Below are 22744 nucleotides of genomic sequence, written 5' to 3' on the forward strand. Positions count from 1 at the left end.
TCCTTGGGTGAGCGGGGTCAGGCCCCGGTGGGTGCCTCGTCGGTGGTCAGGCCGTCCCGCACGCGAAACAGCTGAGCGCCATCATCTCCTGCCACAACCGACACCGCCGCACCGGTGGCCGGCAGCCACACTGATCCGCCCTTGTCCACGGTGAGCTCCGCGCCGTCGGCGGTGCTCAGCCGGGCCTGGCCAATCGTGCACAGCAGCACCTGGGGGCTGCCGCGGCCCAGCGTCAGCCGGTCGCCCGCGGGCAGCTCGACGCGGGAGAGCGCAAACTCCTCCGTCGGGGTGGGGTAGCCCAGCTCGGTGGCGCCCTGGCTCGCCGGCCCCCCCGACCACGGGGTGCCGGCGAGCACCGGCATGTCGCCGTGGGCGAAGTCGAGCACCCGCAGCAGCTCGGGCACGTCCACGTGCTTGGGGGTCAGGCCACCGCGCAGCACGTTGTCGGAGTTGGCCATCACCTCCACCCCCACCCCGCTGAGGTAGGCGTGCAGGTTGCCGGCAGGCAGGTAGATGGCCTCACCCGGCTTCAGCACCACTCGGTTCAGCAGCAGCGAGGCCAGCACCCCCGCGTCGCCCGGGTAGCGCTCCCCCAGCTCGAGGGTGGTCTGCGCCTCCAGCACGAAGTCGCCGTCCTCGGCCACCAGCTTGGTGAGGCTGGACAGCACCGCGGGCAGCAGCGACTCCAGCACCTGCACCGGCAGGGTGATCCAGGTCGTCAGCACGGCCCGCAGGCCGTGGGAGTCCGGCTGCCCCGCGAGCAGGCCCAGGTAGGTGTCCAGCTCGGGGCAGCGCATCGCGGTGAGCAGCTCGATGGTGCGGTCGACGCGGCGGAAGCCCGCCAGCGCGTGGAAGGTGGTCAGGGCGCAGAGCAGCTCGGGCTTGTGGCTGGGGTCGCGGTAGTTGCGCTCCTGCGAGCCCTGCGGCACGCGGCGCTGCTCCTCCCGCTCGTAGCCCTCCCGCGCCTGCTCGGCGCTGGGGTGGGCCTGCAGCGACAGCGGCTCGTCGGCCGCGAGCACCTTGAAGAGGAACGGCAGCGTGCCATCGAAGCGCGCGCAGCACGCCGCCCCCAGCTGGACCTCGGGCTCGGCCTCGATCGCGGCGAGCAGCGAGAGCTCCTGGCCGTCGGCGCGGCGCACGGTGGCGGGGTCGGCAGGGTGCGCGCCCAGCCACAGCTCGGCCTCCGGGTGCGGCGCCGGCGCCGGACGGCCAGTCAGCTCGGCGAGGGCGGTGCGCGATCCCCACGCGTAGTGCCGCACCACCCCTAGCAGCTCGTGCACGTCGTTCTCCGCTCCCTCGCCTTGCCGGTTGGTGGTGTCCCTGGGCTCAGCTCGCCAGCCCCAGGTACACCGCGGCCGTCTCGCACCGCGCGGCCAGCAGCAGCAGCTCTGCCGCTGGGTGGTGGCGCAGCGGGCCGTCGTCGAGCGTGCCGAGCACCAGCTCGACGTCCGGCAGCGACTCGCTGAGCGCACGCAGGCGCGTCTCCTCCTCCGCGGTGCCCAGCAGCAGCACCCGCAGGGGCGGCTCGGGAAGGGGCCCGTCGAGGTCCGGGTCGTGGAAGATCGGGTCGACCACCGGAGTCGCCACCGCGGCCGGACCGTGGCGCCGCGAGAGCAGCACCTGGGCCAGCTCGGCGGCACCGACCACCACGGCCGCGTTGCGCAGCAGCGAGGTGGCCACGTGACCGGCCAGCACCACCGCCGCCGGGTGCTCCGCCGCCACCACCAGGCGGTGCCCGGCGCAGCGCAGCGCCAGCAGCTTGGCCGGGTTGGCGAACACCTCGGTGCCCGGCTGGTTGCGGCCGGCCTCGGCGTCGAGCTCGTCGGCGAGGGCCTCCAGGTCGGGGCCCGCCAGCACGCGCAGCGCGCTCAGCACGGCCAGGCCCACCGCGGCGAAGCGGAAGAGCCCCATGCCCTGCGGCAGCGGGAGCCGGGGCGGCAGCAGCAGGGCGCGCCCGGCCGCTGCGGGAGCGAGCAGCCCCTCCTCGGGTGCGGCGAGCACCAGCTCGGCGCCTCGGCCCACCACGCGCCCCACCGACTCCGCCAGCTGCTGGTCGCCGGGGTCGTCGGAGAGCACCACCACCACGTCCAGCGCGCCCACCCAGCGCGGTGCCTGGGCGGCGACCACCACGGGAACGGTGCTGCTGTCACCGCACAGGGCCTGCAGCCACTCCGCGGCGTGGCGCGCGGGCCCGCGCGGGGCGAGCAGCACCACGCTGCGCACGCTGGCGCCCTGCAGCCGGGCCAGGGCGCCCTCGGCCACCGCGGCGGCGACGGCCCGCACAGAGGCCCCGGCCGAGGCCGCACCTCGCAGGCGCCCGTCGGCGTCGGCAGCGAGCAGGCGCTCGGTGTCGTCCAGGTCGGCGGGAGCCAGCGCGCGAGCAGCGGCGCCGGAGGCGGTCATGACGTCGCGGGGTCAGCCGACCGGGGCTGGCCCGGTTCGGGGTGCAGCGCCTCGTCCAGCAGCAGCACCGGGATGCCGTCGACCACCGGGAACGTGCGACCACAGCTGGTGCAGGTCAGCGCGTCCGCGTCGGGGTCGGTGGCCGAGCCGGCCCGCAGCGGGGCGTGCTCCGGGCAGGGGCAGGCGAGGATCTCCATCAGCTGGGGGTCAAGCGAAACAGCCATGGTCAGCCGTCCTCTCCTCGTGCGGGCAACAGGGAACGGGGGTGCGTGCTGCACACCGTCCGTCGGTCGGGTCCAGTGGTTCGCTCCGGCCACCTCGGCGCGGCGACCCGGGGTCCACCGAACACGGTAGTCACCCCCGCACGATCGCGAGCACCTCGTCCCGCAGCGCAGCGACCGCGGTGGCGTCGGCGGCCTCCACGTTCAGGCGCAGCAGCGGCTCGGTGTTGGACGCGCGCAGGTTGAACCAGGCGCCGTCGGCCAGGTCCACGGTCATCCCGTCGAGGGTGTCCACCGACACGGCGCGGTCGGCGAAGGCCTCGCGCACGGCCGCGGTGGCCGCGGCCGCGTCGGAAACGGTGGAGTTCACCTCGCCGGAGGCGGCGTAGCGCTCGTACTGGGCCATCAGCTCCGACAGCGGGCGGTCCTGCTCACCGAGCGCGGCCAGCACGTGCAGCGCGGCCAGCATGCCGGAGTCGGCGCACCAGAAGTCCTGGAAGTAGTAGTGCGCGGAGTGCTCGCCGCCGAACACGGCGCCGCGCTCAGCCATCTCCTGCTTGATGAACGAGTGCCCCACCCGGGTGCGCACCGCGGTGCCGCCCAGCTCGGTGACCAGCTCCGGCACCGCCCGGGAGGTGATCAGGTTGTAGATGATGGTGGCGCCGGGCTGGACCGCCAGGGTGCGGGCGGCCACCAGGGCGGTCACCGCGGACGGGGACACGGGCTCGCCGCGCTCGTCCACCACGAAGCACCGGTCAGCGTCGCCGTCGAAGGCCAGCCCGAGGTCAGCCGAGGTGGCCAGCACGTGGGCCTGCAGGTCCACCAGGTTGGCCGGGTCCAGCGGGTTCGCCTCGTGGTTGGGGAAGGTGCCGTCGAGCTCGAAGTACAACGGCTGCACCTGCAGCGGGAGCGCGCCCAGCACGGCGGGCACGGTGTGCCCGGCCATGCCGTTGCCCGCGTCCACGGCCACCGTCATGGGACGCAGCGCGGAGCAGTCGACCAGCCCGTGCAGGTGCGCGGCATAGTCGGCGAGCACGTCCTGGTGGCTGACGGTGCCCGGCGCGACGTCCAGGTCGGGCACCTGCTGGGCGGCCTCGGCGCGGATCTGCGCCAGGCCGGTGTCCTGCCCGATGGGCTTGGCCCCCGCGCGACACATCTTGATGCCGTTGTAGGTGGCCGGGTTGTGGCTGGCGGTGAACATGGCCCCCGGGCAGTCCAGCGCCCCGGAGGCGAAGTAGAGCTGGTCGGTGGAGGCGAGCCCGACGTGCACCACGTCCAGGCCCTGCGCCACCACGCCGGCGGCGAATGCCTCCGCCAGCTCGGGAGAGGAGGCCCGCATGTCCTGGCCGACGACGACGCGGCCGGCGTCGCGCACCAGCCGTCCGAAGGCGGCGCCCAGGTCACGCACCAGGGCCGCGTCGAGCTGCTCCCCGACCAGGCCGCGCACGTCGTAGGCCTTGACCACCGACGCCAGCAGCTCGGTCCGGTCGGCCAGCACCTGGTCGTTCACGCACGCTCCACTCTGTTTGCTCTTGCTTGCTGCGCTGCTCGACTTGCTGCTCGACCTGCTGCGCGGGGCGCCGGTCGGCACGGCTGCCGCGCGCCGGCACAGCCTAACCGGCGGGTCTGGCCGGCCGAGTCAGTCGTTGGGGTCGGGCAGGACGCGCAGGTGCCCACGGCGCCCGGTGGTGGCCTCGGCGCTGGGGTGCTGCTCCGAGCGGCCGCCGGTGTCGGAACCGCGCGCCTCCCCCGAGCGGGGCTGCGGGGCGGAGCCGGAGCGGCCGGCCTCGCGCACGGCCTCAGCCAGCGCGGTGAGGTCGTCGTCGTCCGGGCCCTGCGCGGCGAAGCCGCCGACGTGGCGGACGACCTCCCAGTCGCGCGGCACGGTGAGCCGCGTGGCGTGGGTCTCGCACAGGTCGTAGGAGTGCGGCTCGTCGTTGGTGGCCAGCGGCCCGACGACGGCGGTGGAGTCGGAGTAGACATACGTCAGCGTCGCGACTGCGGAACTTGTGCACCCGGGCCGGGAACACCGACGTGTTGACCTCACGGCGGCGACCTTAGCCCCACCGCCCGCGCGGGCCGGGCTCGACTCGCCGGAGGACTGCGTACTCTGCTGCACATGGCGTCCCGACCACTGCCGCGGGTGCGGCGCTCAGCGCGGCGAGCGGAGCTGCGCGGGCGTGGTGTGCGCGGCCCGATCCTGCCCACCACGGTCCCAGCCTGGCGCACCCGGGCCGAGCGCTTCGACGGGTTGGTGCTGGCGGCACTGGCGCCGATCAACCAGCGCTGGCACGAGCAGCTGCGTTCGCTGGACGTGGCGGTGGACGACGTTCCGCCGGTGCGCGCCGTGGACATCGCGCGAGTGCGTCGGGACGACCCGGCCGCCACCTCCTGGCCGCCGGAGGTGATCGCCGACGCGGCGGTGCCGCTGGCCCGGCTGGTGCAGGCCGGGGTGGACCGGCGCGGGGACGTGACGCGGGCCCGCATCGTGCTGTTCCGTCGGCCGCTGGAGCTGCGCGCCAAGCAGCCCGAGGAGCTCACCGACCTGATCCACGAGGTGCTCGTGGAGCAGGTGGCTACCTACCTCGGCCTCGACGCAGCGACCATCGACCCGGACGGCGAGGACGAGGACGAGGACCCGTCGGATCCCCCGCAGGACTGACCGGCACGGCCCGGCGGCGCGGCGGGATCGCCAGCAGCAGGGTGAACAGCAGCACGCCGGCCTGCACCAGCAGCAGGACGCTGCGCAGGGTGTCCGAGCGCTGCACGGTGATCTCGCTGGCGGTGTCCGGCAGCGCCACGCCCACCAGGTGCCCGTAGGCCGGAGCCACCGCCACCAGCGTGCCGTTGATGCGGACGTCCCAGCCCGGCTCGGTGTTGGCGGCCAGCACCAGCAGTCGCCCCTGGGGGCCGGCAGAGACGTTCACGCCCAGCTCGGGCGGTGCGGCGGGCACCTCGGTGGCGCCGCGGGCGGCCACGTCGGTGCTGCCCTGCACCCCCGGCGGCTGACCGCCCGTGCGTGCCGCGGTGGCCAGCGCGGGCTCGAGCACCCTGGCGCCGTAGGCGGGCAGCCGCACCCGGAACACGCTGCGGCCGTCGCTGGTGGTGCCGGCCTCGGAGAGCAGCCGAGCTGGGGCGCCGCTGCCCAGCCGCGAGCCGGCGGGCAGCACCACGGCGCCCACCCCCGACGCGGCGGCCTCGGCCACTGCGGCGGCCACGCTGTTCTCTCCGCCTCCGGTGATGGCGGCGCTCCACCCCACCACCCGTGCGGCGGCGTCGGGGGTGGGCACCAGGTCGTTGTCACCGAGCTGCGGGAGCGCGGGCGAGGACAGCCGTGCGGGCTGGTCTCCGTCGGCCGTTACCAGCACCAGCGCCCGCTGCGCGGTCAAGTCGGCGGCGATCGCGGGAGGCAGCTGCGGGGCCTGGCGGGCGCGCACGTCGCCCTGCGAGCCGCCGAGCACCACGCCGACGCCGAGCAGGGCCACCACGGCAAGGCCGAGCACCCCGAGCATGGGACTGGTGCGGGCGGCGGGCTCCAGCCGGTCCCGCTGGGCCTGCAGGCCCGCCATCACCACGAGGAACAGCCCCAGCGCGGTGAGCACCACGGCCGGGCCGGCGTTGCCGGCCACGGCGGCCGCGTCGGGCAGGCGGGCGTAGCGCTGCGCGGCGATCACCAGCGCAGCGGCCACCCCCAGGCTGGCCACCGCGAGACCGGCCACCATCCGCCAGGTGGGTGCCACGATGATCATCAGCACCGCCACCAGCAGCACCAGCGCTCCGGCGACCGACGTGATGCCGGGACCCAGCGTGACCAGCTGGGTGGGCGAGAAGTCGGCCAGCCCGGGGGTGGAGCCCACCCCCTGCAGCAGCACCGCCGGGTGGTTGAGCAGCACGCCCGGCCAGGGCAGCAGCAGGCCCACCGGCAGAAGGATGACGAAGAAGAGCGAGAAGGCCCGGCGCAGCGCCGTGCCGGGGACCGTGCGCAGCACCACGAAGCCGACCAGCACCACCACGAGCACCAGCACGTACATCACCGGGGAGGCGCTGGCCAGCACGGCCAGGCCCAGTGCGGTGCCTGCGGTGGTGGCCAGCCAGCTCGAGCGCGCGGTGGGACGCCCCTGGCGGTCGAGGGCGGCGGGGGCGCCGCGCAGCACGCTGACGACCCCGGCGAGCACCACGGGCAGCAGGACGAAGGTGAACACGGTGTCGAGCTGGCCGTCGGCGATGGCCGCGGTGCCGGCCGGCAGCAGCGCCCACATGCCGGCGAGCACCGCCCGAGTCGCTGGGCTCAGCCCCGACGAGCGGGTGGCGCAGTAGGCGGACAGGCCGGCCAGCGGGATGGCGGCGAGCAGCACCACGGCCATGGCCAGGGCGGCGCCACCGAAGGGAACCCCGAGCAGGCCGAAGAGCCCGGTGAGCGCAGCTGCGGGCGAGGAGGTGCCGCCGGCGACCGGGTGCCACTCGTCGAGGTAGCTGCGCAGCAGCGTCGTGCTGCCGTCCGGGGTGGGCAGCAGCGCACCGCCGGAGACCGCGGCGCCGATGCGGCTGCGGTTGACGGCGAAGGTCATGCCGACGAGGAAGACCAGCAGCAGCGTCACCGGGGCGGTGACGGCGTGGATCAGGGTGCGGCGGGCGCGCGAGTCGAGAGTGGCGCGCTCCTGCTCCGCCTCGCGCTCGGTGGCGCGGTCACGATCGGCCTGTTGCTGCTGGGCGGCACGGGCCGGGTCACGGAAGTGGGGGGCGGGGCGCGCGGGGCTCCCCTCCGGCGCACGCCGCGCACCCGTGGGGTGCACCAGGTTTGGACCGTCGCTGCCCTCGCCGGAAGTCACCGGCGTCAGACTGCGCTGCGCTTCAACCGGCGACGCTCACGCTCGGACAGTCCACCCCAGATGCCGAACCGCTCGTCGTGGGCCAGGGCGTACTCCAGGCACTCGTCGCGGACCTCGCACCCGGTGCAGATCCGCTTGGCCTCGCGGGTGGAGCCACCCTTCTCGGGGAAGAACGCCTCGGGGTCGGTCTGCGAGCACAGGGCCCGCTCCTGCCACTGCTCGTCGAGATCCCCAGCCCCCGGGTCGGCAGCGAAGAGCATGTCCATCGCATCGGGCACAACAGAAAGTGCGCGACCCTCACGCTTCGTATACCCATTCAGCTCTGGCACGCCAGCCTCCTTCAGCACGTCTTCCCCCAGTAGTTCATCGGTCAAGCTCGCGTCTGATGCAGGTGACGCCCTGTTCCGGCTGCGTTGCGGCCGGTAATAACACTCTTGTAATTAGACCCGACGCCGTCCCGAGGGTCAAGCGCCGAAGGCTGGGCGCATTACCACCGCCCTCCGACATTGCTGGTCGGCGACACGATGTGAACTTCGTCATTCTGGCAGTTCGGACAAGCTCCCGCTCGCGCGCCCCGGTCGAGCAACCGGCCGGTCAGAGCCCGGCCAGCGCTCCCCACCCGCTGCCCGGCGGTGCGTGGTCCGCCCCAGCACCCCTGGCCGAGCACACTATCGGCTGCCCTCGACCCCCGCACCCGTTCGACCAGCGCCGTTGGGCGAGCGCCGAGGGCCCGGCGTCGCGGGGAAGAGTCCTCGTGCCGCCCACCCGCGCTGGCCGACCGCGGACACCCGGCTGGCTCATCGGCGCCAGAGGGCTGCCCGAGGGCCGCCTGAGGCCGCGAGGACGACGATCACCGGCCTCGGCGAGCGTCACTCTCCGTGACGGCCACGCCGGAGCTCGGGTGGGCAGCTCTCGCGCTGACGGCCGCTGTCTGCCGCTGGCCGCAACCGCGCGACGGCGCCCGCGCCGGCCCGGAATAGGCTGGCTCCCCGTGAAGGTGACGGTACTGGTGGGCGGGGTCGGCGGAGCACGCTTCCTGCAGGGTGTGGAGACGCTGCTCGGGCTGGAGGCCGGCCCGGGAGGCAGCGGGGATGCAGCCGGCGGCGACGCCCGGCACGAGGTGACGGCGCTGGTGAACGTCGGCGACGACGTCTGGATGCACGGCCTGCGGATCTGCCCCGACCTGGACACCTGCATGTACACCCTGGGCGGCGGGGTGGACGTGGAGCGCGGCTGGGGCCAGCACGACGAGTCCTGGACGGTCAAGGAGGAGCTGGCTGCCTACGGCGCCGACCCCGACTGGTTCGGTCTGGGCGACCGCGACATCGCCACCCACCTGGTGCGCACCCGGATGCTGCGCGCCGGCTACCCGCTGTCGGCGGTGACCGAGGCGCTGTGCACCCGGTGGAAGTCCAGCATCCGGCTGCTGCCGGTCACCGACGACCGCTGCGAGACCCACGTGGTGGTGGACGACCCCACCGACGGAGAAACCCGCGCCATCCACTTCCAGGAGTGGTGGGTGCGCTACCGCGCCCAGGTCCCCACCCACTCCTTCGTCCAGGTGGGCGCCGAGCAGGCCACCCCCGCCCCGGGAGTGCTCGAGGCGATCGAGACCGCCGACGCGGTGCTGATCGCCCCGTCCAACCCGGTGGTCAGCGTGGGAGCCGCGCTCGCCGTGCCGGGACTGCGCGCTGCGCTGCGCACCACCAGGGCCAAGGTGGTGGGCATCTCCCCGATCGTGGCCGACCGACCGCTGCGCGGCATGGCCGACACCTGCCTGTCCGTGGTGGGGGTGGACACCACCGCCGAGGCCGTGGGCCGGCACTACGGCGCGCGCTCGGCGGCCGGGCTGCTGGACGGCTGGCTGATCGCCGAGGGCGAGTCTGCGGACGTGCCCGGCGTGGCGGTGCGGGCCGCACCGCTGCTGATGACTGACCGGGCCGCCACCGCCGAGATGGCCCGAGCCGCGCTCGAGCTGGCCGGCGTCTCGCTGTGACCTCCTCGGTCGTCGACCACGCGGGACCCGGCGAGCTGCGGCTGCTGCCGGTGCCCGGGCTGCCCGAGTTCCGGCCCGGCGACGACCTGGCTGCCGCCCTCGCCGCGGCCGCACCGTGGCTGGTGGACGGCGACGTGGTGGTGGTGACCAGCAAGGTGCTCTCCAAGGTGGAGGGGCGCCTGGTGCCGGCACCCACCGACCCCGAGGAGCGCGACGAGCTGCGCCGGGAGCTGGTGGAGGCCGAGGCCGTGCGGGTGTTGGCCCGCCGCGGCCGGACGCTGATCACCCAGAACCGCATCGGCGTGGTGCAGGCGGCGTCCGGGGTGGACAGCTCCAACGTCGCCGTCACCGAGCTGGCGCTGCTGCCGGTGGACCCCGACGCCAGTGCCGCGCGGCTGCGCGCCACGCTCCAGGAGCTGCTCGGGGTGACGGTGGCCGTGGTGGTCACCGACACCATGGGCCGCGCCTGGCGGGTGGGCCAGACCGACGCCGCGATCGGCTCGGCCGGGCTGCGGGTGCTGCACCCCTACGCCGGGGGCAGCGACGCGCACGGCAACGACCTGGTGGTCACCGAGGTGGCGGTGGCCGACGAGATCGCCGCTGCCGCCGACCTGGTGAAGGGCAAGCTCGGCGGGGTGCCGGTGGCGGTGCTGCGCGGCTACTCCCCCGTCGACGACGGCTCCACCGCCGCGGACCTGGTGCGCGGCGGGGTGGACGACATGTTCTCCCTGGGCACCGCCGAGGCGCTGGCCCAGGGCCGGGCCGAGGCGCTGCTGCGGCGGCGCTCGGTGCGCAGCTTCACCGACGCGCCGGTGGACCCGGCCGTGCTGCGCCGTGCCGTCGGCGCGGCGCTGACCGCCCCCGCACCGCACCACACGGCACCGGTGCGCTTCGTCTGGCTGCGCGACCCGGCTGCCCGCACCCGGCTGCTCGACGCGATGGCCGCGGCCTGGCGCGCCGACCTGGCCGCGGATGGCCTGGACCAGGCGGCGATCGAGCGGCGGGTGGGCCGTGGGTCGCTGCTGCGCGAGGCGCCGGAGGTGGTGCTGCCCTTCGCCGTGCCCGACGGCGCGCACACCTACCCTGACGCTGCTCGCACCGCCGCCGAGGAGACCATGTTCACCGTGGCCGGGGGCGCCGCCGTGCAGGGCCTGCTGGTGGCGCTGGCCGCGGCGGAGCTGGGCTCGTGCTGGATCGGCTCCACCATCTTCACCCCCGAGCTGGTGCGCGCCGAGCTGGACCTGCCCGCCGACTGGCGCCCGCTCGGGGCGATCGCGGTGGGCCACCCGGTGCAGCCGCTGGACGTGCGCCCGGGCAAGGACCCCGACGCCGCCCTGGTGCTGCGGTGACCCTGGTGCCTGCGGTGACCCTGGTGCTGCGGTGAGCGACCTGCACGCCGCCGCCGCCGCCCAGCTCGGCGCCTGGCTCACCCCCGACCCGGCCCAGAGCGCCCTGCGGCACACCATGCTGGCGTTCCTGGCCGCGCGCGAGGACGCCTGCCAGCGCTCCTGCGCCCCGGGCCACCTCACCGGCTCGGCCCTGGTGCTCAGCCACGACAGCACGCAGGTGCTGCTCACCCTGCACCCCAAGGTGGGGCGCTGGATCCAGCTGGGCGGGCACTGCGAGCCGGGCGACGCCACCCTGGCCGCGGCTGCCCTGCGCGAGGCGCAGGAGGAGTCCGGGCTGCCGGCGCTGACCATCGACCCGGACGTGCTGCACCTGGACACCCACCCGATCACCTGCTCGCTGGGGGTGCCCACCCGCCACCTGGACGTCCGCTTCCTGGTGCACGCCGCGCCCGGTGCACAGATCGTGCGCAGCTCGGAGTCGGTGGACCTGCGCTGGTGGCCGGTGGACGCGCTGCCGGCCGGCTCCGAGGACGACACGGTGGGCGAGCTGGTGCGCCTGGCCCTGGCCCGGGTCGCCGCCCGCTAGCCACCGCACGCCCTGCTCAGCAGCTGCGAAAGTTGCGCGGGCTCAGCCGGGGGCCGAAGCGCGGCCGCGGCGCTCCGCTGGCCAACAGGTAGCACACCGCACGGTGGCGCTGCGGGGCGTAGGGCGCCAGCAGCTGCGCCATCCCGTCGTCGTCCACCGGCTGCCCGGCCAGGGCCCAGCCGACGATGGTGGCCAGGTGGAAGTCGCCGAAGCTCACCGCGTCCGGGTCGCCCCAGGCGCGCTGGGCGACCTCGGCGGCGGTCCACTCCCCCACCCCGGGCAGCAGGCACAGCCAGTCGCGGCCGGCGCGGCCGCCCAGCTCCACCGCGTGCGGCAGCCGGTGGGCCACCGAGGCGGCGGCGAGCAGCGTCCGGCGGCGCTGCAGGTCCACCCCGGCGCGGTGCCACTCCCAGTCGGGCACGGCCAGCACGGCCTCCGGCGTGGGCGGCACCCGCAGCCCCTCCGGTGCTGGGCCCGGGGCGGCCGTGCCGAAGCGCCACACCAGCTCTCGCCAGGAGCGGAACGCCTCCGCGCAGGTCACCTTCTGCTCCAGCACCGCGGCCAGCAGCACGTCCCAGACCACACCGGTGGCACCCAGGCGCAGGTGCGGCAGCCGGTGGCGGGCGGCAGCCACCCGGTCGTGGTGGCTGGTGAAGTCGCGGGGGTCGTCGTCGGCACCCAGCAGCGCGGGCAGCTGGTGCAGGGCCCAGTCGGCCCCGGGCCCCCACGCCTGGGCGCGCACCGAGCCGTCGGCCCGGACGGCCACCGCCACCGACGCCGCCCCGTCCGGGGTGGTGCTGGCCCGCCAGTGCACCGGCCCCACCTGGCGCTGGCTGGGGTCACCCCGGCCGCGGCGCAGCGGGCGCAGGGCGGCCGCGAGGTCGACCACGAAGTCCGGGCGCCACTGCCACACCGGCGCGGTGGTGGTGACAGTCATCCGGGCGCACCCATCACACGTCGGTGGAGAACCGGATGCCGCCCTCGGGGATCTCCACCTTGGGCCACACGCGAGCCCCGCGGAGCAGCTCGCAGCGCACGCCGATCACGGCGTCGTCACCGATCACGCCGTCGCGCACCAGGGCACGGGCGCCGATGCGGGCACCGAAGCCCACGATGGAACGCTCCACCACGGCGCCGGCGTCCACCACGGCACCGTCGAAGAGCACGGCGCCGTCCAGCCGCGCACCGGCGCCGACCACGGCGTCGCGGCCCACCACGGTGCCACCGACGAGCATGGCGGTGGGGTCGACCCGGGCGCCGGGCAGCACCAGCGACTCCCCCGGCGTGCCCGGCAGGGCGGCCGAGGGAGCGATGCCGCGGACCAGGTCGGCCGAGCCCCGGACGAAGTCCTCGGGGGTGCCCATGTCGCGCCAGTACGCGGAGTCGACGTGGCCGAACACCCGTGCCCCGTCGTTGAGCAGCGCGGGGAAGATCTCCCGCTCCACCGACACCGGGCGCCCGGCCGGGATGGCCTCGATGATCTCGCGGTTGAACACGTAGCAGCCGGCGTTGATCTGGTTGGTCGGCGGGTCGGGCGTCTTCTCCAGGAAGGCGGTGACCCGGCCGTCGTCGTCGGTGGGCACGCAGCCGAATGCGCGGGCGTCGGAGACCTGCACCAGGTGCAGCGTGACGTCGGCGCGGTTGGCCCGGTGGGTGTCGAGCACCTTGCGCAGGTCGGTGCCGCCCAGCACGTCGCCGTTGAAGACCATGGCGGTGTCGTGGCGCAGCGCGGAGGCGACGTTGCGAATGCCTCCACCGGTGCCCAGCGGCTGCACCTCGTGGACGTACTCGATCTCCAGGCCCACCGAGGAGCCGTCACCGAAGTAGTCGGAGAACACCTGCGCCTCGAAGGAGGTGCCCAGCACCACGTGCTGCATCCCGGCGGCCCTGATGCGGGAGAGCAGGTGCGCCAGGAAGGGCAGCCCGGCGGTGGGCAGCATCGGCTTGGGCGCAGACATGGTGAGCGGTCGGAGCCGGGTGCCCTTGCCGCCCACCAAGATGACGGCGTCGGTCTCCTGCGGTGCCATGCGTGTCCCTCCGTGGCCGCGTCGTTGCGGCGAGTCGTGCCCTGGGGTGCCGGAAGTGAACACTACTGTGCTGGGCAGCAGGGGCCGAGGAGGCGACAGTGGTGCATGAGCTGTACCCGGTGCACGAGCAGGGCACCGACCCACGCAGGAATGCCGAGGCCGTGCTGGCCCGGGCCCGCAGCCGTGACCGGCGGGTGATCACCCCGGACCTGGCCAGCTCGCCCGCCGACTCCGCGGTCACCGTGATCCTGCCGCGCTACCGCATCACTGCGGCGGACGCGCGCACCGTGGACCCCGACGCCACCCAGGAGCTGCACCTGCCGACCAGCCCCCGGTGGGCGCCGCCCGAGGTGCCTCGCTAGCGGGTCGCCCAGCGGTTGCGGGCCCGCAGCGCCAGCCGCAGCGCGCCCCGCAGCGGCGCCTGGTGGCGACCCGGGTGGCGGTCGGCCAGGAAGCGGTAGGCGCTGTCGTGGTGGGCGGTGAGCATCCGGGTGGGGGCCTTGCTGGCGGCGTGGCCCTGCGCGTGGGTGACCACCGCGGTGGGGACGTAGACGTTGTGCCAGCCGGCACGGGTGATGCGGTCGCCGAGGTCGACGTCCTCGAAGTACATGAAGTACCGCGAGTCGAATCCGCCGAGCTGGTCGAAGACGCTGCGGCGCAGCAGCAGGCAGGAGCCGGACAGCCAGCCCGCCGGGCGCTCGCCGGGCTGCTCCTCCGGGCGGCGGTAGCTGCGGCTCCACGGGTTGCCGGGCCAGATGTTGGCCAGCACGGCGTGCCCGGACCCGGCCAGGATGGTGGGGACCTCGCGGGCGGAGGGGTAGATGCTGCCGTCGGGCTCGCGGATCAGCGGCCCCAGCGCCCCGGCCCGGGGCCAGCGCGCCGCCGCGGCGAGCAGCTCGTCCACCGAGCCGGGCAGGAAGGCCACGTCCGGGTTGGCCACCAGCACCCACTCCACGGTGGCGTCGAGCTCGGCCACCCCGCGGTTGGCCGCGGCGCCGTAGCCGATGTTACCGCCGGTGTGCAGCAGCCGGACGTGGTCGTGGCGCTGTGCGGCGGCCTCGGGGGCGCCGTCGGTGGAGCCGTTGTCGGCCAGGATCACCAGCGGCCGCTCCGTGGTGGCGGTGTCGAGGCTGTCCAGGAACTCCGCCAGGTGCTCACCGGGTGAGTAGGTGACCGTCACGACGGCCAGGCGGGACGACGCGCGGAAGGGTTCAGACACCCGGGGAGGCTACCGCGCGCCCGGCGCGGCTCCGGCTGCTACCGAACCCGGGTGTTCACCGACCCACGCCGCCCTGGGCGAGCGCCGCGTGCAGGGCCTGCTCCCAGGGCCGCAGGGGGGTGAGCCCGGCCGCGGTCCAGGCCGCCGCGGACAGCACGGAGTAGGCCGGGCGCGGGGCGGGCCGGGGGAACTCCTCGGTGCGGCACGGGTGCACTCGCTCGGGGTCGGCGCCCACCTCCGCGAACACCGCACGGGCCAGCCCGCACCAGGTGGTGTCGCCGCTGTTGGTGGCGTGCAGCACCCCGCCGGGCAGGTCGCGGCGCGCCGCCAGCTCCAGCAGCCCGGCGGCGAGGTCGGCCGACCAGGTCGGGGAGCCGCGCTGGTCGTCCACCACCCGCAGCGTGTCGTGGGTGGCCTCCAGCCGCAGCATGGTGGCCACGAAGTTGGACCCGTGCGCGCCGTAGACCCAGGCGGTGCGCACCACGTGGGCGCTGGGCAGGGCCGCGAGCACGGCCTGCTCCCCGGCCAGCTTGGTGCGGCCGTACACCGAGCGCGGCCCGGTGGGGTCGCCCGGCTCGTAGGGCCGGCTCGCGTCACCGGGGAAGACGTAGTCGGTGGAGACGTGCACCAGGTGCACGCCGTGGGCGGCACAGGCCCGCGCCAGGTGTCCGGGCGCGTCGGTGTTCACCGCGGCCGCCGCCGCCGGCTCGTCCTCGGCGGCGTCCACCGCGGTGTGCGCCGCGCAGTTGACCACCACGGCAGGCTGCTCCCCGGCCGCCAGGTCGGCCACCGCGGCGTGCACGGCCGCGGCGTCGGTCACGTCCAGGTCGGCCGACGCGGCCGCACGAACCTGGTGGCCCGCGGCCAGCGCCTGCTCCACCACGTCGGTGCCCAGCTGTCCCTTGGCGCCGGTGACCAGCAGGCTCAGCCGGTCGGGGCTGCTCATCGGCCGAGCCGGGTGTAGCCGTCCTCGGTGGCCTGCTTGGCCGGCTCCCACCAGGCCCGGTTGTCGGCGTACCACTGCACCGTCGCAGCCAGGCCGCTGTCCAGGTCGGCGTACTGCGGCTTCCAGTCCAGCTCGCCGCGCAGCTTGCTCGCGTCGATGGCGTACCGCAGGTCGTGGCCGGGGCGGTCGGAGACGAAGTCGAACCAGTCGTCGGGCTTGCCCAGCGCCCGCAGGATGGCGCGCACCACGGTGAGGTTGTCGGCCTCCCCGTCGGCGCCGATCAGGTAGGTGTCGCCGAGGGTGCCGCGGTCGAGCACCGCGTGCAGCGCCCGGTTGTGGTCGTCCACGTGGATCCAGTCCCGCACGTTGGCCCCGGTGCCGTACACCTTGGGCTTCACCCCGTTGAGCACGTTGGTGACCTGGCGCGGGATGAACTTCTCCACGTGCTGGTAGGGCCCGTAGTTGTTGGAGCAGTTGGAGATGGTGGCGGCGATGTCGAAGGAGCGCACCCAGGCCCGCACCAGCAGGTCTGCGCCGGCCTTGGTGGAGGAGTACGGGCTGGACGGACGGTAGGGGGTGTCCTCGGTGAACCGGGCCGGGTCGTCGAGCTCGAGGTCGCCGAACACCTCGTCGGTGGAGACGTGGTGCAGGCGGACCCCGTGCCGGCGCACCGCCTCCAGCAGCCGGTAGGTGCCCACCAGGTTGGTCTGCAGGAACGGCTCGGGCTCGTCCAGGGAGTTGTCGTTGTGCGACTCGGCGGCGAAGTTGACCACCACGTCGGCGTCAGCGACCAGCCGGTCGACCAGCTCGGCGTCGGCGATGGAGCCGTGCACGAAGTCCACCGCGTCGGCCACCGGGTCGAGGCTGGCCCGGTTGCCTGCGTAGGTGAGCGCGTCGAGCACCCGCACCTGGTGGTCCGGGCGCTCGCGCACGGTCTGGTGCACGAAGTTCGCTCCGATGAAACCGGCTCCGCCAGTGACGAGCAGACGCACTCGGACCCTCCTGGGGGTGGTGGTGGGACGCAGCGGACAACCGCCCGTGCAACGTGACAAGTCTGGCACGCCGGTGGCGGGAACGGGCTGCCCGCCGGTGTCGCCGCTAACCTTGACCTCGGCTCGGCCGAGATCGGAGGGGGCGCGCCGGCTCAGCCGGGACAGACAGCAACGACGTGGACGACGCACGAGAGATGGAGCGCCAGGGTGCCCGACCGGCCTGAGGACCACGACCGACCGCGTCGGCGGCGTTCCTCCGGCACTCCTCGGCGGTACGGCCCGCACGCGTCCCGCCCGTCCTCCGCCGCCGAGCCCGGCTCCTCCGGCCGCGCGGAGCGGATCCGCCCACCGGCGTCGGGATCCTCCCCGGCGGGCACTGGCTCCAGGGCCGCCGGGGCACGGCCCCCGTCTCCCAGCCGGCGCACTCCCCCCACGCCGGCCCAGCGCGGCGCCCGCCCGAGCACCGAGACCGGGCGGCCTCGCCAGCGGGGTGGGCGCACCCCGGCAGCCCGGCGACCATCCCGCGAGCACCGCCCGCACACCGCGCTGCGGGTGGCGGTTGCGGCGGTCTCCGCGATGGTGCTGCTGGTGACCGGTGCGGCCTGGAACACCCTGGACACCCTCACCAGCAACCTGGCCACCACCGGTGCCCTGCAGGGCAGCGACAACGCCAAGGACGGCGCGGTGGACATCCTGTTGGTCGGCATGGACAGCCGCACCGACGCCCAGGGCAAGCCGCTGACGCCGCAGGAGCAGCAGATGCTGAACTCCGGCGACGTCACGTCCACCAACACCGACACCATCGTGCTCATCCGGGTGCCCAACGACGGGAGCTCGGCCACCGCCGTCTCCATCCCGCGCGACTCCTGGGTGCAGGGACCGGACGGGATGACCAAGATCAACGGTGTCTACGGCGCGGCCAAGGACGCCGAGAACGCCACGCTCGCCACCACCCACGCCGGCGACCCGGCCGGCAACGAGACCAAGTCCACCGAGGCCGGCCGTGCGGCCCTGGTGTCCACGGTGGAGAACCTCACCGGGCTCAGCGTGGACCACTACGCCGAGGTGGGCCTGCTGGGCTTCGTGCTGCTGACCGACGCCGTCGGCGGGGTGCCGGTCTGCCTCGCCGCTCCCACCAAGGACTCCTACTCGGGCGCGAACTTCGCCGCCGGCGAGCAGACGCTGAACGGCGCCAAGGCCCTGGGCTTCGTGCGCCAGCGCCACGGGCTGCCCCGCGGCGACCTGGACCGCATCGTCCGTCAGCAGGCGTTCATGGCGTCACTGGCCCGCAAGGTGCTGCAGGCCCAGACGCTGGCCAACCCGGGGAAGGTCTCCGACCTCTCCGCGGCGCTGCAGCGCTCGGTGGTGATCGACTCGGGCTGGGACGTGGTGGGCTTCGCCATGCAGCTGCAGGGCCTGGCCGGGGGTGCGGTGCAGTTCCAGACCGTGCCGGTCACGGACCCCAACGACATGAACGACCAGGGGCAGAGCATCGTCCGGGTGGATCCGGCTGCGGTGCAGCAGTTCACCCGGGCACTGCTGGAGCCGGCCGCGACGGCGTCGGCACCGGCGCCCGCCACCACAGCCACGCCCACCCCCACCGCGAGCGCCCCCGCCGCGTCATCCATCCGGGTGAACGTGCTCAACGCCGCCGGCGTCTCCGGCCTCGCCTCGCAGGTGTCGGCCGTGCTGAGCAGCACCGGCTACCGCGAGGGCACCGTGAGCAACAGCTCCTCGGGCACCCGCAGCGACAGCGTGGTGCTGGCCCCCAGGAAGGACGACCCCGGCGCGGCCAGGGTCGCCGCCGAGCTCGGCGGGCTGCCGGTGCAGGTGGACACCTCGGTGACGCGCGGCTCGGTGAGCGTGGTGCTGGGCCGCTCCTACCAGGGACCCGGTGCCCCTGCCGCCAGCTCCACCACAGGCTCGTCCAGCACCCCCACCAGCAGCGAGCCGGCCGTCCCCCCGATCACCGCCGACGGGGTGCCCTGCATCAGCTGAGCGCCGCCTTGGCACGCTGAGGGGCATGACTGCACCGGAACCCACCCTCACGGATGCGCTGCTGCGTCCGGTCCTGCAGGTCGACGCCGCGGGCCCGCGCATCACCTACTACGACGACGCGACCGGGGAGCGGGTGGAGGTCTCGGCCACCACCCTGGCCAACTGGGCCGCCAAGACCGCCAACCTGCTGCGCGACGAGCTGGGGGTGCAGCCCGGTGACCGGGTGGCGGTGCTGCTGCCCGCCCACTGGCAGACCGCCGCGGTGCTGCTCGGCGCCTGGTGGTGCGGCGCCGTGGTGACCGACCCGGCTGCACCGATGGCAGGAGAGGTGGACGCGGCACTGTGCACGGCGGACCGACTCGCCGAGGCCGAGCAGGCGCCGGAGGTGGCGGTGCTCTCGCTGGACGCCTTCGGCCGCGGGGTGGACGACCTCCCCGTGGGCGTCACCGACTACGCCACCGCGGTGCGCGTGCACGGCGACGCCTTCGCCCCGGTGCCGCTGTCACCCTCCGCGCCCGCCCTGGCCCGACGCAGCATCGCCGAGGTGCTCGAGGCCGCTGCCGCCTCCGCCACCGCCCAGGGCTTCACCGCGCAGGACCGGGTGCTGTCCACCGCGGACTGGTCCACCACGCCCGAGCTGGTGGACGGGCTGCTGGCGGTGCTGTCCGCGGGCGCCTCCCTGGTGCAGGTGTCCCACCAGGACCCCGACGAGCAGCGCCAGACCCGTCGCATCGAGACCGAGCGGGTCACCGCCGTCCGGTGAGCGGCCCCCGTGCCGGCGTGCGGTAGAAGTGGTTGCAGCCCAGCACCTGTTGATCCGTCCTTCCCGATGCGAGGAGACATTCGTGTCCGACGTCCGCCAGCCCGCGCTGCCCACCCTGCCCCCGCCGTGGCGCACCCCCGAGCGCGAGGCGCTGCAGCAGCAGGTGCGCGCCTTCGCCCGGGACGAGGTGCTGCCGGTCGCCAACCGGCTGGACCCGGAGAAGGGCCTGATCCCCGAGGAGCTGCTCGCCCGGATGGGTGAGCTGGGCTACTTCGGCATCACCATCGGCACCGAGCACGGCGGCCTCGGCCTGGGCGCGTTCGAGTACTGCATGGTGGCCGAGGAGCTGGCCCGGGCCTGGATGAGCGTGGCCAGCATCATCGCCCGGGCGCAGGGGCTGGGCACCGGGCTGGCCGACAGCTCCGAGCGCGAGCGCCTGCTGCGGCTGTCGGCCAAGGGCGAGTGGATCGGGGCCATCGCCCTGTCCGAGCCCGAGGCCGGCTCGGACCTGGCCAGCGTGCACACCCGCGCGGTGCGCGAGGGCGACGAGTACGTGCTCACCGGGCAGAAGCGCTGGTGCGGCAACGCCAAGGCCGCCGACTTCATCCAGATCCTCTGCCGCACGCGTGACCCCGAGGAGGGTGAGTCCCGCTCGGCCGGCCTGGAGACGCTCCTGCTGAGCAAGCCGCGCGGGGAGTTCGTGCCCGGCCTCACCGGCCGCCCGATCGACAAGATCGGCTACCACGGCTTCCTCACCTGGGACCTGGAGCTGGACGGCGTGCGCATCCCGGCGGGCAACGTGGTCACCTCCGGCGAGCAGGAGGGTGGCTTCAGCGGCGTGGGGGCGTGGCTGGACATCGCCCGGGTGCACACCGCCGCCCGCGCGGTGGGCCTGGCCCAGGCCGCGGTGGAGGACTGCACGGTGTACCTGCAGGAGCGCGAGCAGTTCGGCCACCCGATCAGCGACTTCCAGGCGCTGCGCTTCGCGCTGGCCGACATGGCCTCGGAGGTGGAGCAGTCGCGGGCGATGTACCGCCAGGTGTCACACCTGCTCGACCAGGGCGTCACCTGCACCCGCGAGGCCGCGATGGCCAAGCTGCGGGCCACCGAGATGGCCGCGACGGTCACCACCCAGGCGATGCAGCTGCACGGCGGCAACGGCTACACCACCGAGCGGCAGGTGGAGCGGTACTGGCGCGACGCCCGGCTGACCACCATCTTCGAGGGCACCAGCGAGATCCAGCGCAAGATCATCTCCGACTCGATGCTGCCCCGCCCGCAGCAGTGAGCCGACCCGTCAGCGCGCGCTGCCCCAGGCGTGCTGACGGGGGCCTCGTCCGTGCCCCGGCGGCCGGGTGCCCCGTGCTGTACGTTCTGCCAGCGTAAGGGCACTCCTGGGGGTCTCCGCGGGCTTCCAGGCAGCGGTCAGGTCGTGCACAGCAGGCGGCGGGAGCATCGACCCTCATGACGACGGCACCCCCCTCCCCCCGTCCGGACTCCACCGCCGATCCCGCCCGGGGCCCGGCCAGGGCAGCCCTCGGGCGGGCCCGGATCCGGCCGGCGCTGGCCGCAGTGGTGTCGCTGCCGCTGGCCTGTGCGGGCGTGCTCGTGTGGGTGCTGTGGCGCACCGGGCCGGCCAAGGTGGACTACCTGGACCTGTTCGAGCTGACCGCGCGGCAGTGGCCCACGGCGCCGCTGCCCGAGGACAGCCAGTTCCTGCTCCGTGCCCCGCTCGGCCAGCTCATCTACCGGCTGCTGCCGGTGCACAGCACCGCCGCGTACCTGCTGCTGCACGCGGCCGCCCTGGCGGTGGCCGCGCTGTGGCTGACGCTGTGGCTGCGGCGGCGCCTGGGCGGGCGCAGCGGGTTGGTGGCAGCCACCGTTGTCGTCCTCGCCCCGGTCACCACGGTGCTGCTGCTGTGGATCGGGATGTACGACGCGTTCTCCGTGCTCGCCTGGATCGTGGTCCTGGTGTCGCTGCGCCACCGACCGGCGTGGCAGCTGGCCGCGGGCGTGCTGGCCGGGGGGCAGAACTTCGAGCAGGTCGCGGTGGGGCTGGTGCTGCTGGCGCTGGTGCCTCAGCTGCCGCGGGCGGTGGGGCTGCGCCCGCGCACGGCGCACCTGCTGGCCGGGGCGCTGGTGGGCAAGGTGGCGCTGGAGCTCTTCCTGCACGCCGTCGGCGCGGGCGGCGGGTCGCGGCTGACGTTCCTGGCCCGCTGGGAGGTGTTCACCGGGCTGCTGGGCTCGACCACGGCGGAGGCTCCGCTGCTGGTGTGGTCGGCACTGGCCGGGTTGTGGGGCTTCGCCCTCACCGGGCTGCTGCACTGCTGGCCCGGCTGGTCGCGCCGGGAGCAAGTGGGCCTGGTGCTGGCGGTGCTGCTGTGGCTGGGCACGGCGGCAGTCACCGCCGACCACACCCGGGTGCTGGCCATGACGTCGTTCCCGCTGGTGGTCATCGGCGCCATGGTGATCGCCGACCGCTGGCGCGACGTCCGTGAGCTGGCCCGGCTGCCGCAGAGCTGGATGCTGGTGCTGGCCCCGCCGGTGGTGCTGGTGGACTACACGCTGCTGCAGGTGGGGCTCAAGCCCGGCACCTGGGGCGTCTGGATCTTCTAGCGGTCGGGCTCGGCGCTGGCCAGCGCCTGCAGCGCGGCGCGGGCAGCCTCCAGCTCGGCGCTGAGCTGCGCCACCCGCTGCTCGGCGCTGCGACGGGCGTGGTCGAGCACCGCTGCCACGGCGCTGGTGGTGGCCTCGTCGCCCAGCTCGTGCACGGCGCGGGCGACGGCGTCCGGGCTCACCGGGGTGGCCTTGCCGCGCGCGGCGGCGCTGCCGCGGATGGCCTGCACCGACCACTGTCCGTCCGCGGTTCCGGTGATGGTCACCGTCACCCGCTCCGGGGTGCCGCGGCCGCTGCGCCGGGGGCGGGCGGGCGCCCCGGTGGCACCGGGCGCGGGCACGACAGCTGGGGGCACAGCAGGAGCGGGGGCGGCAGGAGCGGGGGCGGCGGAGGCCGGCTCAGCGTCCGCTGCGGACGGGGCCGCCGCGACGGGTGCCGGACTGCGGACGGCCGCTGGCCTGGATGCGGCGACAGCGCGGGGCCGCCGCTTCGGCGGGGCCTCGGGCGGCGGTGCGGCGGCGGCGAGCGCGGCCGAGCGGGAGGCGTAGAGCTCGCCCAGCTCGTAGGGCAGGTCGTCGCTGATCCCCTTGGGCCGCGCCAGCACGGTGGACTCCCCCTGCACGGAGACCACCCGCGCGCTGCTGGCGGCGGGCACACCCAGGCTGGGCACGCCGTCGCGCAGGTAGACGGTGGGACGCTTGCCCTCGGCCAGGGCGGCGCGCAGGGCGGCGGCGTCCTCCTGGGTCAACGTGGTGGCGGTCTTGCGGCGGGGAGGCACGGTAGTCATGATTCACCACC

The 22744-nt window shown here is 74.8% G+C and carries 22 protein-coding genes; 9 read left to right on the top strand and 13 right to left on the bottom strand.

The window, feature by feature from the left end; genetic code table 11:
* Nucleotides 1–17: 17 nt before the first annotated feature.
* The 5 genes from manA to AC3YO9_RS00370 form a co-directional block, all read right to left on the bottom strand.
* Nucleotides 18–1280: a mannose-6-phosphate isomerase, class I gene (gene manA, locus AC3YO9_RS00350; RefSeq protein WP_489981783.1), complete on the bottom strand. Its 1263-nt coding sequence runs from the start codon at nt 1278–1280 to the stop codon at nt 18–20.
* 46 nt (nt 1281–1326) lie between these two features.
* Nucleotides 1327–2403 carry a tobH protein gene (locus tag AC3YO9_RS00355; RefSeq protein WP_489981784.1) on the bottom strand — a complete coding sequence of 359 codons (1077 nt, stop codon included), beginning with the start codon at nt 2401–2403 and terminating at the stop codon, nt 1327–1329.
* Nucleotides 2400–2627, bottom strand: coding sequence for a Trm112 family protein (locus tag AC3YO9_RS00360; protein ID WP_127783827.1), 228 nt, complete (start codon nt 2625–2627; stop codon nt 2400–2402). Before AC3YO9_RS00360 ends, AC3YO9_RS00355 begins: the two co-directional genes overlap by 4 nt.
* Before the next feature lie 130 nt (nt 2628–2757).
* On the bottom strand, nt 2758–4119 hold the full coding sequence (locus AC3YO9_RS00365) for a phosphomannomutase/phosphoglucomutase (RefSeq protein ID WP_489982541.1): 1362 nt from the start codon (nt 4117–4119) through the stop codon (nt 2758–2760).
* Between the two features lie 144 nt (nt 4120–4263).
* Complete coding sequence (locus AC3YO9_RS00370) at nt 4264–4671, bottom strand: DUF3499 domain-containing protein (RefSeq protein WP_127783828.1); 408 nt, start codon at nt 4669–4671, stop codon at nt 4264–4266.
* 72 nt (nt 4672–4743) lie between these two features.
* Between AC3YO9_RS00370 and AC3YO9_RS00375 the strand changes: the two genes are divergently transcribed.
* Nucleotides 4744–5286 carry a metallopeptidase family protein gene (locus AC3YO9_RS00375; RefSeq protein WP_127783829.1) on the top strand — a complete coding sequence of 181 codons (543 nt, stop codon included), beginning with the start codon at nt 4744–4746 and terminating at the stop codon, nt 5284–5286.
* Here AC3YO9_RS00375 and AC3YO9_RS00380 read toward each other — a convergent pair.
* Together AC3YO9_RS00380 and AC3YO9_RS00385 are read right to left on the bottom strand one after the other, a co-directional pair.
* Nucleotides 5201–7453: a hypothetical protein gene (locus AC3YO9_RS00380; protein ID WP_489981785.1), complete on the bottom strand. Its 2253-nt coding sequence runs from the start codon at nt 7451–7453 to the stop codon at nt 5201–5203. The genes AC3YO9_RS00375 and AC3YO9_RS00380 overlap by 86 nt on opposite strands.
* Before the next feature lie 5 nt (nt 7454–7458).
* Nucleotides 7459–7719, bottom strand: coding sequence for a WhiB family transcriptional regulator (locus tag AC3YO9_RS00385; RefSeq protein WP_206518262.1), 261 nt, complete (start codon nt 7717–7719; stop codon nt 7459–7461).
* 725 nt (nt 7720–8444) lie between these two features.
* Here AC3YO9_RS00385 and cofD point away from each other — a divergent pair.
* Genes cofD through AC3YO9_RS00400 form a run of 3 tightly spaced genes read left to right on the top strand, consistent with a single transcriptional unit; the run spans nt 8445 to nt 11384 of the window.
* Entirely contained in the window at nt 8445–9449 is a 1005-nt protein-coding gene (gene cofD / locus AC3YO9_RS00390; protein WP_489981786.1) for a 2-phospho-L-lactate transferase, read from the top strand.
* A complete protein-coding gene (locus tag AC3YO9_RS00395) occupies nt 9446–10798 on the top strand; it encodes a coenzyme F420-0:L-glutamate ligase (protein ID WP_127783832.1) in 1353 nt (450 codons plus the stop codon). The genes cofD and AC3YO9_RS00395 overlap by 4 nt, the downstream gene beginning before the upstream one ends.
* A gap of 31 nt (nt 10799–10829) precedes the next feature.
* On the top strand, nt 10830–11384 hold the full coding sequence (locus AC3YO9_RS00400) for an NUDIX hydrolase (RefSeq protein WP_489981787.1): 555 nt from the start codon (nt 10830–10832) through the stop codon (nt 11382–11384).
* A 16-nt stretch (nt 11385–11400) separates the two neighbouring features.
* Here the strand turns inward: AC3YO9_RS00400 and AC3YO9_RS00405 are convergent, their stop codons facing one another.
* On the bottom strand, nt 11401–12321 hold the full coding sequence (locus AC3YO9_RS00405) for a DNA-3-methyladenine glycosylase family protein (RefSeq protein WP_489981788.1): 921 nt from the start codon (nt 12319–12321) through the stop codon (nt 11401–11403).
* 13 nt (nt 12322–12334) lie between these two features.
* Nucleotides 12335–13411: a mannose-1-phosphate guanylyltransferase gene (manB, locus tag AC3YO9_RS00410; RefSeq protein WP_489981789.1), complete on the bottom strand. Its 1077-nt coding sequence runs from the start codon at nt 13409–13411 to the stop codon at nt 12335–12337.
* Nucleotides 13412–13509: 98 nt separating this feature from the next.
* Here manB and AC3YO9_RS00415 point away from each other — a divergent pair, with 98 nt between their 5' ends.
* Nucleotides 13510–13773 carry a hypothetical protein gene (locus AC3YO9_RS00415; protein ID WP_489981790.1) on the top strand — a complete coding sequence of 88 codons (264 nt, stop codon included), beginning with the start codon at nt 13510–13512 and terminating at the stop codon, nt 13771–13773.
* Here AC3YO9_RS00415 and AC3YO9_RS00420 read toward each other — a convergent pair.
* Genes AC3YO9_RS00420 through rfbB form a run of 3 tightly spaced genes read right to left on the bottom strand, consistent with a single transcriptional unit; the run spans nt 13770 to nt 16568 of the window.
* Nucleotides 13770–14630 carry a glycosyltransferase family 2 protein gene (locus AC3YO9_RS00420; protein WP_489981791.1) on the bottom strand — a complete coding sequence of 287 codons (861 nt, stop codon included), beginning with the start codon at nt 14628–14630 and terminating at the stop codon, nt 13770–13772. The genes AC3YO9_RS00415 and AC3YO9_RS00420 overlap by 4 nt on opposite strands.
* Before the next feature lie 55 nt (nt 14631–14685).
* Nucleotides 14686–15576, bottom strand: a complete 891-nt coding sequence (gene rfbD, locus AC3YO9_RS00425) for a dTDP-4-dehydrorhamnose reductase (protein WP_489981792.1) — start codon at nt 15574–15576, stop codon at nt 14686–14688.
* Nucleotides 15573–16568, bottom strand: a complete 996-nt coding sequence (rfbB, locus tag AC3YO9_RS00430) for a dTDP-glucose 4,6-dehydratase (RefSeq protein ID WP_489981793.1) — start codon at nt 16566–16568, stop codon at nt 15573–15575. Before rfbB ends, rfbD begins: the two co-directional genes overlap by 4 nt.
* A 552-nt stretch (nt 16569–17120) precedes the next feature.
* On the opposite strand from rfbB, the gene AC3YO9_RS00435 reads away from it, so the two are divergent.
* The 4 genes from AC3YO9_RS00435 to AC3YO9_RS00450 all read left to right on the top strand — a co-directional run bounded on the left by AC3YO9_RS00435 (nt 17121) and on the right by AC3YO9_RS00450 (nt 21945).
* Nucleotides 17121–18566 carry an LCP family protein gene (locus tag AC3YO9_RS00435; RefSeq protein WP_489981794.1) on the top strand — a complete coding sequence of 482 codons (1446 nt, stop codon included), beginning with the start codon at nt 17121–17123 and terminating at the stop codon, nt 18564–18566.
* 16 nt (nt 18567–18582) lie between these two features.
* On the top strand, nt 18583–19329 hold the full coding sequence (locus AC3YO9_RS00440; protein WP_241249924.1) for a TIGR03089 family protein: 747 nt from the start codon (nt 18583–18585) through the stop codon (nt 19327–19329).
* Between the two features lie 82 nt (nt 19330–19411).
* Nucleotides 19412–20617 (top strand): acyl-CoA dehydrogenase family protein, encoded by a 1206-nt coding sequence (locus AC3YO9_RS00445; RefSeq protein ID WP_489981795.1) that lies wholly within the window; start codon nt 19412–19414, stop codon nt 20615–20617.
* Nucleotides 20618–20793: 176 nt separating this feature from the next.
* Nucleotides 20794–21945 (top strand): hypothetical protein, encoded by a 1152-nt coding sequence (locus AC3YO9_RS00450; RefSeq protein ID WP_489981796.1) that lies wholly within the window; start codon nt 20794–20796, stop codon nt 21943–21945.
* Here AC3YO9_RS00450 and AC3YO9_RS00455 read toward each other — a convergent pair.
* Nucleotides 21942–22733 (bottom strand): DUF6319 family protein, encoded by a 792-nt coding sequence (locus tag AC3YO9_RS00455; protein ID WP_489981797.1) that lies wholly within the window; start codon nt 22731–22733, stop codon nt 21942–21944. The two genes, AC3YO9_RS00450 and AC3YO9_RS00455, sit on opposite strands and share 4 nt — an antisense overlap.
* Nucleotides 22734–22744 lie beyond the last annotated feature (11 nt).

The organism is Rhodococcus sp. Z6_132, from assembly GCF_058133635.1.

Coding starts and splice junctions, on each gene's coding strand:
- AC3YO9_RS00355 (WP_489981784.1), bottom strand. CDS start 2,403: ATGACCGCCTCCGGCGCCGCTGCTCGCGCGCTGGCTCCCGCCGACCTG.
- AC3YO9_RS00360 (WP_127783827.1), bottom strand. CDS start 2,627: ATGGCTGTTTCGCTTGACCCCCAGCTGATGGAGATCCTCGCCTGCCCC.
- AC3YO9_RS00375 (WP_127783829.1), top strand. CDS start 4,744: ATGGCGTCCCGACCACTGCCGCGGGTGCGGCGCTCAGCGCGGCGAGCG.
- AC3YO9_RS00385 (WP_206518262.1), bottom strand. CDS start 7,719: ATGGACATGCTCTTCGCTGCCGACCCGGGGGCTGGGGATCTCGACGAG.
- AC3YO9_RS00405 (WP_489981788.1), bottom strand. CDS start 12,321: ATGACTGTCACCACCACCGCGCCGGTGTGGCAGTGGCGCCCGGACTTC.
- manB (WP_489981789.1), bottom strand. CDS start 13,411: ATGGCACCGCAGGAGACCGACGCCGTCATCTTGGTGGGCGGCAAGGGC.
- rfbD (WP_489981792.1), bottom strand. CDS start 15,576: ATGAGCAGCCCCGACCGGCTGAGCCTGCTGGTCACCGGCGCCAAGGGA.
- AC3YO9_RS00450 (WP_489981796.1), top strand. CDS start 20,794: ATGACGACGGCACCCCCCTCCCCCCGTCCGGACTCCACCGCCGATCCC.
- AC3YO9_RS00455 (WP_489981797.1), bottom strand. CDS start 22,733: ATGACTACCGTGCCTCCCCGCCGCAAGACCGCCACCACGTTGACCCAG.